The following is a 13,265-nucleotide window of genomic DNA, read 5'->3' as shown; positions in this document are numbered from 1 at the left end:
AATGCCCCGAGGTTGTTTTTGACGGCGCTATAAAGTGAAAACCCCGGGGCGCGATGCTCCGGGGTTTGGTGGGCAAATACAGCGGGCGCTCTATTTGCCGTTCGCTTCGCCGGGCGGGCGAGGTGCCCGCTGGCGAATTATCGAGTTTCAGGCGGTCGCTTGCTTGCGCTTGCGAACGGCGCCCAGGCCGAGGAGGCCGAGGCCGAAGAGGGCCAGTGTGGTGGGTACTGGAACCGGGTTGGATTCAACTTGGAGGGTAAGCGTTGAAAGCCCCACATAAAAATCAGTTGCCCCCAAACCAACCAATGGCGAGATATTCACAGCTACGGATCCGGCTTCGGCATCAGTCAACGCTTGTGTGCCGAGTCCCGCATTAAATCCTCCACCAGTTCCAAAATTGATATTTCCTGTCTCAAAATCAAAACCCGCAACGACAATCAGGGCTACTTCCAAAGCCAGGTCGTCACCGTTGTAGCAACCAACGAAGGGTAGGCAATAGCTCACCTGATCGTCATAGAGCGCAATGGAGATCATACCGCTGATAACATCTTCGAAGGGAAATTCGGGGTTATCTGTCAGATCGTGAGTGAAGTTTACGGTGTTGTAACCCCTGCCAGATGCTAGCCCAGAAACAAGATTGTTTTGGAGGCCATTGCTATCAAACATGTTCGCAGGTCCTACGACATCTACGACTTCAATAATTGCAGCATTGGCCGACGCACCAAAGATTACGCCAGCGGCAAGGGTCAGTTGTTGGAGCAGCTTTTTCATTGTGAGTCCCCCATGGGAAATTCTGTTTCTGGATAAGAGCCCCGAATTTACGAAGCCGGCTTGTTCACCCCTGATTTAGCAGGCTTCGTGCCAGAACTAGCAAGCCATTGAAATTATTGAAGAATAAAAATTAGCTAGTGATGATTCGTTGCTCTTCGACCAGTGTTGTAAAGCCAGTCGACAGTGATCTGCGTCACACTTTTTCGTCATGGTGGTCACCCCGGCTCCCGCCGGTACCAGGCGGCTGGCGAATGCCCGCCCGGGCTGTCAGCTGCCTTTACAGCCGGCCTGAAACAATCAATTGATCAATTTTTAAGCTGTTGAGAATCCGCCATTTTTGGCTTTTGGCATCGTGTTTGCACCCATGCAGGGGCAAGCAGCGATCACCCAATGATGGTTGTTGACTGATCACGGAATGAACGGTTTGGACAGCACCTGATTACCAGGTGGAGGATAAAGAGATGAAATTGTTATCGCGCAAAAACGACCGGCAGGATGGCAGCTCTAAGGGGCTTGGCACTGCTGTTAAGGGCCTCGGGCTCGGGCTGGCAATGCTGTTCAGTGGAACGGCCGCCGCCATGCCCATCACCAGCTGGGACTGGGCGCTGTTTGCCGCCTGGACCGGCGGCACTGTTCAGGGAGGCGGGCCGGCCGAGACGGCCAACCCAATTACTGCCGGCCCGTTGGCTGGCGACGCGACCCTGCTGTGGCCGCCCGGGGATGACGACCAGAGCTTTATCAACATCGTTAACCCTTATATAGGCACCAGCGCCTTTGCCGGCATCGGGGCTGATGGCACCGCCTCATTGCTGAACCTGACCGAGACCGCCCCGGGTTCGGGGGTCTGGGAAGGCTCTGCCATGGCGACCCTGTACCAGCACCAGAACAATGTGGTGAATGGCAACACCCTGGTGATGGCGAGCCTGGATACCTGGTACACCATGCAGCCGGCCATTGGTGCGGGGCCTGCAGGGGTCTTCCCCACCAGCGGTACCCAGACCATCAATTTCCTGGAAACCGATAATGCCGCGAATCCCTGTGCTGCCGGTGGCAGCAATCCCTGCCCGGATGCCTTTATCGTGCAGGGTGCAGGCCCGCTGAACACCAGCTTCTTCTTCAACGGCTTCTTCTATGACTTCTTTGTGTCACAAGCCGATGGATCGCCGCTGGATGTGCTGGCTCCAGAGGCCTGCGAAGCGGTGCTGGGCGCCGGCAATACCGAATGTGTCGGCCTGCTGACTCCGGAAGGTGGTCTCAACGAGTTCCAGTTCCTGGTCAACCTGACCGCACGTGTGCCGGAACCCTCAGTGCTGGCCCTGTTTGGCCTCGGTCTGAGTGGCCTTGCCCTGGTGGGCTGGCGTCGGCGCAACGCCCGCTGAGTGTACATGTGCCGGCCTTCGAGCCGGCACCTCGCCCTCACTCCCTTCCACTTAAAACTCCCCTGTGCAGTTACTGCCGGGGGAGTTTGTTTTATTGAGCCTCGCTCGCGTGGCGTAGCCGCGGTCTATACTGCAGCGGGGTAGCGCCGACATTCCTTTCCATCTGTGAACCAGCGCACGCTGTGCTGCGGCGCGGCGGTTTGCCCCCCGGGCCCGATACTTTAGAGTGGGCTGAGCCGAATAATCACTGTCGTAGGGATACAAGGAGTGCAAGGGCAATGAAGGATTTCTCACACGGGTTCTGGCTGGCCTGCCTGTTCCTGGTGGCAGTGTTGCAGGGTTGCTCGGAGTCGGCCTCGGACGCCGACTACCTGGCCCGGGCAGAGAGCGCGGTGGCCGAAGGTGACAACCCGGAGGCGATCATTCACCTGAAAAATGCCCTGCAGCAGAACGGCAGCAACTGGGATGCGCGCTACCTGCTCGGCAAGTTGTACTTTGAAACCGGTGACCTCTTGTCCGCCGAGAAGGAGCTGGAGCGTGTCCAGTCCTCCAGCCCCGAGGGGCGCGACGAACTGCTTTCCATGCTGGCGAGATCCTGGGAGCAACTGGGCCGTAGCGACGAGTTGCTCGACCTGGAGGTGCAGGGCCTGTCCGATAGCGAACGGGCGACAGTCATCACCGCCAAGGCGCTGGTTTATACCAATCAGGGAGAAGTGGAGCGCGCCGCGGTACTGCTTGGGCAGGCTGCGCAACTTACTCCGGATTCCCCCTATCTGCTCTACGCAAAGGCGCGCAACCAGGCCGCCAGTGGCGATCTGGACGCGGCCAGCGAGACCCTGGGCCCCCTGCTTGACAGTGAGGCCGCCGATGCCCGCGCCTGGAGCCTTGGCGCCGCACTCGCCAATAGTGCCGGCCAGCAGGAGCGCGCCCTGGAGAGCTACAGCAAGGCGGTTGAGCTGGCGCCGCGCAATCTCGAATACCGGCTACAACGCGCCCTGACCTATATCCAGATAAGAGATTTCGACGCCGCCGAAGATGATATCGACTGGCTGCTGAAGCATGTGCCCCAGAGTACGGCGGTTAATTATGCCCTGGGCCTGCTGCGCGTGAACCAGGGGCAGTACGAGGCGGCGAACTCGGCCCTGCTGATTGCGGAGGCGGACAAGTTCCGCCTGCCCAACACACTGCTGCTGCTGGCGATGGCCAACCTGCAGCTGGGTGACCAGGACAAGGCCTACCGCTATGCCCAGGAGTTCTACGCACTGGTGCCGGAGAACCCCTCCGGCCAGCGCCTGATCGCCTCCCTGTGGGTGCGCCACGGCAAGGCGGCGGAGGCAGAAGCGCTGGCCCGCGAGCTCCTCGAGAGCAATCCCAACGATGTCGAAGTGATGAATACGCTGGCCAATTCGCTGGTTGCCCAGCAGCGGGCGGACGAGGCTATTGGCATCCTGTCCCGGGTGGCCGAAATGCGCCCCGACTCGGCTTCGGCGCGCGTGCGGCTGGGGGCGGGCTTTGCCAGCACCGGCCGCGATGCGGAGGCCGAGCAGCTGGTGAATGAGGCCATCGCTCTGGATCCCGAATCCTCCAGCGGCGACACCCTGCTGGTGGCTACGCGCCTGAAGGAAGGGGATGTGGATGGCGCCCTTGTCGCAGCGCGGGAATACCAGGCCCGGAATCCCAAGGAGGCCTATGGCAACGTACTGATTGGGCAGGTGCTGCTGGCGGACGACAAGCGTGATCAGGCGCGCGACGAGTTCCAGCGCGCCATCGAACTGGACCCCGGATACCCCGCTGCCCGGCACCAGCTGGCAGCGCTGGCCTTTGCCGACGGTGACATCGACACCGCACGGAATCACTACCTCGAAGTGCTCAAAGTGCACGAAAACGCCCTTGGCACCCTGCTGGCGCTGGCTGCACTCGAAGGGGTTTCCAATAACCAGGAGCAGATGCTTGTCTATCTGGAGCGCGCCATTGCCGCCCATCCCGACAGGCCGCAACCGCGCATTATCCTGGCCCGTACCTACCTGGCCACTGGCCAGCCGGAAAAGGTCGCCGTTGCGTTCACCGGCCTGTCGGCGGAAGCGGCGGGTTCGCCGGTGGTGCGACGCCTGAATGCGCGGGCGCTGCTGGAACTGAAGCAGTACAGCGAAGCGGTGGCCCAGATGCAGCCCTGGCTGCAGTCCGGCAATGGCAGCGCGGCAGACCACCGCCTCATGGCACGCGCCTATGAGGGCATGGGCGACCTGCCGCAGATGCAGGTGCAGCTGGAGCGAGTTGTCGAACTGGAGCCCGACGAGCCAGGAGCCAGGATCAGCCTGGGGCGCTACGCGCTGGAAACCGAACAGCTGGCGCTGCTCGAACAGCAGATTGAAGCGCTGCAGCGGATTGCTCCCGACGACGCCAGAACCCAGCTGATGCTCGCCGGCAAGGCGAAACTGGAAGGTGACCAGCAGGCGGCGCTGGATATTCTGCAGGCACTGTTTGAAAAGCAGCCGGGCACCTACAGCGTGCTGAATCTGCAGCGCCAGTATGAAGCGCTGGGGCAGACCGCAAGTGCCATCGATCTGCTGGAAAGCTGGGTGCAGGAGCGTGAGGACGACATCCCCGCGCGCCTGACCCTGGCGGCGAAGTACCTTGCGAACGGCCGCGAAAGCGAGGCGGTGAAGGAGTACACCAGGATCATCGAGCAGGACCCCGATAACGTCATTGCCCTCAACAACCTGGCGTGGATGCTCAAGGACAGCGAAACCGCCCGGGCACTGGCCTATATCGAGCACGCCAGCAAAGCCAGCAATGCCGCGCCGGCAGTGCAGGACACCCTGGCCATGGTCCTGTCGGCCAGCGGCGATCACGATCAGGCGCGGCGCATTATTCGCGAGCTGGTGCGCAGCCATCCGGACAACCCGGAGTTTCTCTATCACGGCGCAGTAATAGCAAACGCCGCCCAGGCGCAGGGAGAGGCCGCGGAGAACCTGCGCCAGCTCCTTGAAAGTTATCCTGATTTTGCCGAGCGCGACGCCGCCGAGGCACTGCTCAGGGACATTGACGCAGCACCGTGAGTTGATGGCCCGGGCTCTGCTGAGTGGCGCCGGGCCCCTACCCGGTATTCTGGCCTTTTTCCTGGCTCTGTTGCTGTGCCAGGCCGGGCCGGTGTCTGGCGCCGACCGCAGTGAGGTGGTTGGGGCGACCGCTCCCGCGTCGGTCGGTGTAGGTACGCTTGCCAGCAAACCGGCGGAGCACGGAGGCCAGCCGGCCGGGCGCTTTCTCGGCTCTGGCTTTGCGATCGCGCCGGGTTCCCGCGTTGTCACCAGTGCCCATGTTGTCGACCAGATTGACAGCGCCCGCGAGCGACTGGTGATCTTCACCGGCAGCGGGGAGCAGGTGCAGGCGCGCCCCGCCGTGGTGGAGCGACGCGATGTTGAACATGACCTGGCGGTGCTGGTGGTGGGGGGTGCGGCGCTGCCCACCCTGCCCCTGGCGGGGCGCAGTCATCGCGCCGCGGGGACGCCGGTGGTGTTCTCCGGTTACCCGGCCGGCATCACTACCGGCGCGTATCCGGTCACGCACTTCGGCTATATCTCGGCGGTAGCACCCGCGGCGGAGCCGGTCCGGGGCGGCGAGAAACTTTCCGCAGCCCAGATTCGGGCCCTGCGCGACGGCTTCCTGATTTACCAGATGGATGCCACGGTGCTGCCCGGACACAGCGGTAGCGCGGTCGTTGATGCGGGAACGGGAGAGGTGATCGGCGTAGTGATCGGCGCCCTGACCCGTCGCGCGGCCTTCAGCAAAAAGATGGAACTGGTGGGCATGTCCTTTGCCATTCCGGTTACCTACCTGCACGATTTACTGTCCGATCCGGCGACATGAAACTGACTGAACTGTTTGGCTTCCGGCGGCCTCCCGATTACAGCGTGCTGCTGGTGTGCCGCGCCAATCTGTGTCGTTCACCGATGGCGCAACTCATGCTGGCAGAGGTGCTGCGCCGCAAGGGCATGCAGAACGCCTGTCGGGTCGCTTCTGCCGGCACCGAGGTGACGGTCGCTGGCCGGCTCATGGATCCACGAGCGAGCAGGGTGCTGGCGGCAAAGGGTATTCCGCTGTCGCGAGTGAAGTCTCGCGGTATCTGTGCGGAGGATTTTCGCCGCCACCGCATGATACTGGGGCTGGACCGGCGGGTGACGGCCAGGCTGCGGGACCGTGCCCCGGATGATCTCGAGGGCCGGGTGGCAGACCTGTCGCAGTTTGGCTGCACGGCGCCGGAAATCCCCGACCCCTACTACGGCACGGAAGCGGGGTTTGTCCGTGTCTATGACCTGCTGCTGCCGGTGATGGAGTCGCTGGCGGATCAGCTGCGACGGGAAATTCAGGTCTGAAACGCCTCAGGGCTTCAGCTGGTATTTCTCCATCAGGTTGTACAGGGTCGGCCGGGTAATGCCGAGCAGCGTTGCCGTATCGGAGATGTTGTCCTTGCAGTGACTGAGCGCGCGGCGGATGGCCTTGCGCTCGACCTCTTCCCTGACCTGTTTGAGGTTGAAGGGGGCGTCCTCGAAGTCCACTTCTTCGAGTTCCAGGTCCTCGGCACTGACGTTGATGCTGTCGGAGAGAATGACAGCGCGCTTGACCCGGCTCTCCAGTTCCCGCACGTTCCCGGGCCAGTGATGGGTTTCGATGGCGCGCCGCGCCTGCTCGTCAAATCCCTTGATATTGCGTCCCATCTCCTTCGCAAAGCGATCCAGGAACACCGTCGCCAGCACCAGCGCGTCGCCATCGCGGTCACGCAGGGGGGGGATATTGATCACCAGCTCGCTGATGCGGTAGTAGAGGTCTTCGCGAAAGCGGCCGTCGCTGATGTGCGTACTGAGATCCTGGTGGGTTGCGCAGACAATGCGGACGTCGACCGGTATTTCCTTGCGCCCACCCACTCGTTCGACCACCCGTTCCTGCAGGAAGCGCAGCAGCTTGGCCTGCAACTCCAGGGGAAGATCGCCGATTTCGTCGAGGAACAGGGTGCCCCCGTCGGCATACTCAATCTTGCCGGGGGTGGTCTGGGTGGCGCCGGTAAAAGCCCCTTTCTCGTAGCCGAACAGCTCGGATTCCAGCAGATTGGCCGGAATGGCGGCGCAGTTGATGGCAATCATCTTCCCCTTGGCGCGTTGGCTGAGGTCGTGCAGGGCGCGGGCAAAGCGCTCTTTGCCGGTGCCACTGGCCCCGAGCAGCAGGGTGGTTGCGTTGGTGGGAGCGACTTTCTCCACGGTGCGGCACACCTTCAGCATCTGCGGGCTGGTTGCGATGATGCCGTTCAACGGCATCTTGTCTTCAATCCGGGAAAAGCGGCGGTTGTCCCTTTCGAGCTCGTGTACCCGATAGGCGCGATCGATTATCAGGCCGAGTAGCTGCGGATCGACCGGCTTCTGGTAAAAATCATAGGCGCCAAGGCCAATAGCCCTGACTGCGTTGGCGCGATCATTGTCGCCGGTCACCACTACGATCTTGGTATCCGGGGAGAGGGACAGGATTTCCGTCAGCGTTGCCATACCCTCGGTGACGCCGCCGGGGTCCGGCGGCAGGCCCAGGTCAAGCAGGACCACGCCGGGTTCGAAGCGGCGCAGGTGTGCGATGGCCTCTTCCCGGTCGCCGGCAATGGCGACCTCGAAGTCCTCAAAGGCCCAGCGCAACTGACTCTGCAGTCCCTTGTCGTCTTCCACGACTAACAGGTGTTTCTTGTCCACCGCTACATCAACTCCTTCTGCTGCGGCTTCAGGCCGCTACGTAGTCACTGTCCTGTTGAACCGGGATGCGGACATAAAATGCCGAGCCTGTACCGGGCTCGCTTTCCACCGTAATGTCGCCACCCAGGCTGCGGATATAGTCCCGGCTTTCGAAGGCACCGATGCCCATCCCGGTTAGCCCCTTGGTGCTGTCGAAGGGCGTAAACAGGCGGTTGGCAACGAAGTCACTGTCCATGCCCTTGCCGGTATCCCGGATGCACACCATGTACGACGCTTGCGCATGGCCCAGGGAGATGGAAACCGCACCGTGCTTGTCGCAGGCTTCCTGGGCGTTTTGTATCAGGTGGTTGAACACGGTGGCAAGCCGTTCCCGATCCGATTGTAATGTAAAACTGCCCGGACCGATTTCCAGGGCCGGGCGGGGCGGCTGCCCGGCGCGGCTCTCCACCACATGGCGCAGCAGTTCGGCGAGATCCAGCGACTCGGGCTGGCTGTCGCGGAGGCCACTGCGCATCTGCTCCATCAGGCGCGTCATGCGGGCGACTGAATTATTGATGGTGGCGATCATGTCGTCGACAAAAGCCGGGTTGTGTTTGTGCTTCTCTGCGTTGGCGACCATCAGCGACTGCTGCGCGAGGATGTTCTTGAGGTCGTGGATAACATAGGCAGAGAGCCGGTTAAAGGCGTCGAACTGTCGCGCCTGGACCAGAGCCTTGCGCGCCATGAACTGGGCCAGATGGCTGGCGGCCTGGCGGCCTGCGGTCTTGAGCAGATCGCGCTCCTCCCAGTTGATCGCGCTCTGCAGGTCTGAGCGGCGGATCACCAGAATGCCGGCCAGGCGGGCGCCGAACAGCAGGGGTACGATCAGCCAGGGCTTGTCCACCCGCTGCACCCAGGCCGGCAGTTGCAGATGCCCGTACAGGTCGGGGGAAGTTGACCATTCGTCGATGTCGATAACCCACTGCGTCTCTTCCAGCCAGCGCGGGAGGTCGCCCATCTCCTGTTCGCCCTCGGGGGCGGGCATCTGGTAGTTGGACAGCAGTGCATAGTGGCCACCATCGGCGGCGTAAAGGAGACCGGCCTGGGCACCGACCAGCGGTACCATGGCGCTGACGATGCCTTCCGGTACATTCTCTTCGGCATCGGCCAGGGCGTGGGTAAAGCGCAGCCACTGCTCCCGGTAATCGTAGCGGTAGCTGAAAAAGTGCTTGCTGAGAAACACCCGGGTGCGGGCGCGCAGTTTACCGGACAGCAGCAGCACCACCAGCATGGCGATAGCCGCCACCAGGAAGGATGTTTGCAGCACGCCCCCCCAGGTGCCGCCGAAGAGGCGGATGGAGTAGCCCACCACCGACATGGCAACCAGGTACAGACCCGCCGCAACCAGGGTTACCGAGTGAAACACTACCTGGCGGGATACATGCAGGCTGGACTGCCAATCGGCATTGCGGGCGATGGCCACCGCCAGCAGCGGTGTGGCGATGGTGATTGCCAGCCCTCTTGCCTGCCAGATGTTGGGGTCCAGTTGCTGGAATAGTAGTCCCTCTGCGTACATGAAAAAGTCGTAGCCGAAGAGGATGGCCAGGCCCATGCACAGGTACTTCATGGACCAGCGCTCGCTTTCCGAGGCATTGCGGAACAGGTGCTCCACAAACACCAGGCCGATAATGGCGATGCTGAGCCAGGTCACCAGATTGATACTGCGCGCTGTGCCGGCAAATTCCGGAACGTCCCCGGCCAGGCGGTCGGGCAGTAGGAGCAGGCAGAGGGCGAGGCCGGTGGCAAGGGCAAAGAGCAGGTTCCAGCGCCGCGTGCGCTGCGCCTCGCCGGCACTGTCAAGCTGGTTGGCGCTGAGGCGCACCAGAAGGAACAGCCAGACCGCATTGCGGGAAAGCTCTGCGAGCTGTATCCAGGTGACCGGTGGATACTCTGCCAGTGTTCCCAGGGCGACGATACCGGCCCACAGGCTGGTGAGGAAGCTGGCGGCAATCAATAGCCCGGCGTAAGGACGCTGGCGTCCGGAGGCCAGCAGCAACACCGTCAGCGTGGCAAAGGCGGCGCAGGCCGAGAGATAGCTGTAGAGGCCGATATTCGCTGGCATGGAGGGCCCTGGCTGTGGCTCGGGGCCGCAAATTGCATCGCGGAACTGCGGGCCGAATCACGCTTTGCATTGGTTCGAATTTGTCGTAGACACTATACTCTGGCCTCAATCCTGTAAATGACGACCTCACTGTATTGGGACACAGAACACAGTAGGGTCTGCAGTTGACCTCCCGGAGAACCTCCTGGCATGAGCATGGAAGACGCCCTGGTGGCGCGGCTTCAACACCAGCGTACCTGGCTGGTTACCGGTGCGGCCGGTTTTATCGGATCTCACCTGGTTGAGGCCTTGCTGCGACACGGCCAGGCGGTGGTGGGTCTCGATAATTTCAGCACCGGTTATCGCGCCAACCTGGAGGAAGTGCACCGCGCCGTCGGCGAGACTGCCTGGCGCTCCTTTCGCTTTGTCGAGGGTGATATCCGGCACATGGATGATTGTCGTCGCGCGGTGGAGGGTTGTGATTTCGTCCTGCACCAGGCGGCACTCGGCAGTGTTCCCCGCTCGCTGCAGGATCCACTCTGCACCCACCAGTCGAATGTCGACGGCTTTCTGCAGATGCTCATCGCGTCGCGCGATGCCGGTGTCCGGCGCTTTGTGTATGCCGCTTCCTCCTCGACCTACGGTGACCATCCGGCCCTGCCCAAGGTGGAAGACAATATCGGCAAACCGCTATCCCCCTATGCCGTCACCAAATACGTCAACGAGCTATACGCCGAGGTCTTCGCGCGCAGCTACGGCCAGGACAGTATCGGGCTGCGTTACTTCAATGTATTCGGGCCCCGTCAGGATCCCCGGGGGGCCTATGCCGCGGTGATACCGCGCTGGATCGAACAATTGCTGCAGGGCGAGGCCTGTCACATCAATGGCGACGGCGAGACCTCGCGCGATTTCTGCTATGTGGATAACGCGGTGCAGGCCAACCTGCTGGCGGCGCTGGCGCAGGACAGTGCGGCGTCCAACCAGGTCTACAATGTGGCGGTCGGCGACCGCACCACACTCAACGAGCTGTTTGCCCTCATTTGCGGCAACCTGGAAGCGCTCGGTATCGACGTCGCAGAGTCGGCCCCACGCTACGGCGAGTTTCGCGACGGCGACGTGCGTCATTCACAGGCCGATATCGACAAGGCGCGCCGCTTGCTGGGTTATGCCCCGGCCTATAGCGCCGCCCAGGGGCTGGAGGCGACCGTGCGCTGGTTCTGGCAACAACGCAGACAGGACAACAAGGTGGTCAATCAGTGAGTGAGACAATTGCCATAGTCGGGCTTGGCTACGTCGGCCTGCCGCTGGCGGTGGCCTTCGGCGGCCAGCGCAGGACCATCGGTTTCGATGTCAACGAGGCCAAGCTGGCCCACTACCGCGGCCACTTCGATCCCAGTGGCGAAGTGAAATCCGGGGAGTTTGCCGCGGCGGGATTGCTGGAGCTGACCTCTGACCCGGCGCAGCTGGCGGAAGCCTCGGTAGTCATCGTGGTGGTGCCAACGCCGATTGACGAGGCTCGCAGGCCCGACCTGAGGCCCCTGCAATCCGCCTGCCTGACGGTGGGGCGGCACCTGCGCAAGGGTACAACCGTGGTGTTCGAGTCCACCGTGTACCCCGGCTGTACCGAGGAAGTCTGCGTCCCGATCCTTGAGCGGGAGTCGGGACTGAAATGGCTGCCCGGGTCGGATGCGGGTTTCAGTATTGGCTATTCGCCCGAGCGGATTAATCCCGGCGATAACGAGCACAAGCTGCAGACCATCACCAAGGTGGTGTCCGGGGACTGTCCGCAAACCCTGGAGCAGTTGGCCGGCCTGTATGGCAGTGTGGTGCATGCCGGTGTACACCGCGCCGCCAGTATCAAGGTGGCGGAGGCCGCCAAGGTCATCGAGAACACCCAGCGGGATCTCAATATCGCCCTGATGAACGAACTGGCGATGATCTTCAACCGGCTCGGTATCGATACCCTCGATGTGCTCGAGGCCGCCGGCACCAAATGGAACTTCCTGCCTTTCCGGCCGGGCCTGGTTGGAGGCCACTGTATCGGCGTCGATCCCTACTACCTGACTTACAAAGCCCAGAGCGTTGGCTTTCACCCCCAGGTGGTACTGGGCGGGCGGCAGACCAACGACGGCATGGGCAAGTACATCGCGGAGCAAACCGTCAAGCAGCTGGTGCGCTCCGGTCACCCGGTCAGCGGCGCCAGGGTCGCGGTGCTGGGGCTGACCTTCAAGGAGAACTGCCCGGATCTGCGTAATTCGCGCGTTGTGGACATTGTGCGGGAGCTGCAGGACTTCTGCTGTGACGTGCGTGTGCACGACCCGCTGGCCAGCGCCGCCGAAGCGGTGGAGGAGTACGGGTTGACGCTGTCCGACTGGGCCGACCTCGCCAATGCCGAGGCAGTGGTTCTGGCCGTGCCCCACCGCGCCTACCTGGCGCGGGGGCTCGACGGCATCGCCGAGTTGCTGGCGGCTGACGGCGTGGTCATCGATGTCAAGTCGGCGCTGGAGCGGCGCGCAGCCGAAGCGGGCGGGATTGCGGTATGGCGACTATGATGTGCGGGTCGTCGTCCAATTCGGTGATGGGTGTCAGTATTTTTTACAACGATGGATGTCGGGCATCCAGGCGTTGGAAGTACGGTGATAAAAGCCCTGTGGAATCATGGGCTTGTGTGAATGGCATGGTATGTGCTTCATGATTGTGCCCGCATGGCGGCGGCAGGCGTTTCGCCTCTTCGCCAGCTGTTGCGGGCCTCAAGGACAGGTAAATGGGCATGGATAAGGAACTCGACAAACGACAGGACGCGGACGCAGACCCTCCCGCCGGCGAAATTCACGGGCAGTCGCGCCGGCGGTTTACGCGTTCTGCGGCCATCGGTGGAGCCGTTGTGCTCACCCTGGGCAGTCGCGTGGCCTGGGGCGGTGGCGATCACCATGGCGACGGCGGCAAAAAGGTCTGCGTGTCGCAGCATGTCTGGGATTCCTACGTCAATGGCGGGGGTAGTGGTTCCTCCGCGCCGACAGACGACCAGCTCGAAGAGGTAAGAAAATTCAAGAAATACCTCAAGAAGTCCGGTGGCTCCTACGAGTTGAATGATCACAAAGGCAAGTACTGTGTAAGCAATTACGAGCGCGATGATCACGACTGGGGCGACAAGGACGGGCACGAAAGCGACAAATATGGCTGGAAATCCGACCGGGACTACAAGAAAGAGTTCATGGACTGGGGCTATGAAAAGGGCAAAGACGGCCATGGCAAGCCCTGGTAGCCGCGCCTTGTCGACCGGACTGTGAACAACTTCCATCCCCT

Annotated in this window: 10 protein-coding genes; 7 read left to right on the top strand and 3 right to left on the bottom strand. The window is 62.1% G+C overall.

The annotated features are described in order from the left end of the window. Nucleotides 1–147: 147 nt before the first annotated feature. Nucleotides 148–771: a PEP-CTERM sorting domain-containing protein gene (locus FVW59_RS16795; RefSeq protein WP_148065528.1), complete on the bottom strand. Its 624-nt coding sequence runs from the start codon at nt 769–771 to the stop codon at nt 148–150. Between the two features lie 461 nt (nt 772–1,232). Here FVW59_RS16795 and FVW59_RS16790 point away from each other — a divergent pair, with 461 nt between their 5' ends. The 4 genes from FVW59_RS16790 (at nt 1,233) to FVW59_RS16775 (ending at nt 6,523) form a co-directional block, all read left to right on the top strand. Beyond that, nucleotides 1,233–2,150, top strand: a complete 918-nt coding sequence (locus FVW59_RS16790; protein ID WP_148065527.1) for a THxN family PEP-CTERM protein — start codon at nt 1,233–1,235, stop codon at nt 2,148–2,150. A 278-nt stretch (nt 2,151–2,428) separates the two neighbouring features. Next, nucleotides 2,429–5,209 carry an XrtA/PEP-CTERM system TPR-repeat protein PrsT gene (gene prsT, locus FVW59_RS16785; protein ID WP_148065526.1) on the top strand — a complete coding sequence of 927 codons (2,781 nt, stop codon included), beginning with the start codon at nt 2,429–2,431 and terminating at the stop codon, nt 5,207–5,209. Further along, a complete protein-coding gene (locus FVW59_RS16780) occupies nt 5,193–6,017 on the top strand; it encodes a S1 family peptidase (protein WP_148065525.1) in 825 nt (274 codons plus the stop codon). Before prsT ends, FVW59_RS16780 begins: the two co-directional genes overlap by 17 nt. After that, nucleotides 6,014–6,523 (top strand): low molecular weight protein-tyrosine-phosphatase, encoded by a 510-nt coding sequence (locus FVW59_RS16775; RefSeq protein ID WP_148065524.1) that lies wholly within the window; start codon nt 6,014–6,016, stop codon nt 6,521–6,523. The genes FVW59_RS16780 and FVW59_RS16775 overlap by 4 nt, the downstream gene beginning before the upstream one ends. A gap of 6 nt (nt 6,524–6,529) precedes the next feature. Here the strand turns inward: FVW59_RS16775 and prsR are convergent, their stop codons facing one another. Both prsR and prsK read right to left on the bottom strand, forming a co-directional pair. Next, nucleotides 6,530–7,879: a PEP-CTERM-box response regulator transcription factor gene (gene prsR, locus FVW59_RS16770; protein ID WP_222711554.1), complete on the bottom strand. Its 1,350-nt coding sequence runs from the start codon at nt 7,877–7,879 to the stop codon at nt 6,530–6,532. Nucleotides 7,880–7,907: 28 nt separating this feature from the next. Beyond that, on the bottom strand, nt 7,908–9,980 hold the full coding sequence (gene prsK, locus FVW59_RS16765) for an XrtA/PEP-CTERM system histidine kinase PrsK (RefSeq protein ID WP_148065523.1): 2,073 nt from the start codon (nt 9,978–9,980) through the stop codon (nt 7,908–7,910). A 189-nt stretch (nt 9,981–10,169) separates the two neighbouring features. On the opposite strand from prsK, the gene FVW59_RS16760 reads away from it, so the two are divergent. The 3 genes from FVW59_RS16760 (at nt 10,170) to FVW59_RS16750 (ending at nt 13,224) form a co-directional block, all read left to right on the top strand. Continuing rightward, on the top strand, nt 10,170–11,219 hold the full coding sequence (locus FVW59_RS16760; protein ID WP_148065522.1) for an SDR family oxidoreductase: 1,050 nt from the start codon (nt 10,170–10,172) through the stop codon (nt 11,217–11,219). Beyond that, entirely contained in the window at nt 11,216–12,511 is a 1,296-nt protein-coding gene (locus FVW59_RS16755; protein WP_148065521.1) for a nucleotide sugar dehydrogenase, read from the top strand. Before FVW59_RS16760 ends, FVW59_RS16755 begins: the two co-directional genes overlap by 4 nt. 218 nt (nt 12,512–12,729) lie before the next feature. Then, nucleotides 12,730–13,224, top strand: a complete 495-nt coding sequence (locus FVW59_RS16750; protein ID WP_148065520.1) for a hypothetical protein — start codon at nt 12,730–12,732, stop codon at nt 13,222–13,224. The last annotated feature ends 41 nt before the right edge of the window (nt 13,225–13,265 follow it).

It is taken from the genome of Parahaliea aestuarii (genome assembly GCF_008064635.1).
In the GTDB taxonomy this organism is placed as follows: domain Bacteria; phylum Pseudomonadota; class Gammaproteobacteria; order Pseudomonadales; family Halieaceae; genus Parahaliea; species Parahaliea aestuarii.
The sequence above is the reverse complement of the archived record's forward strand: the minus strand, read 5'-3'. Positions and strand labels throughout refer to the sequence as shown.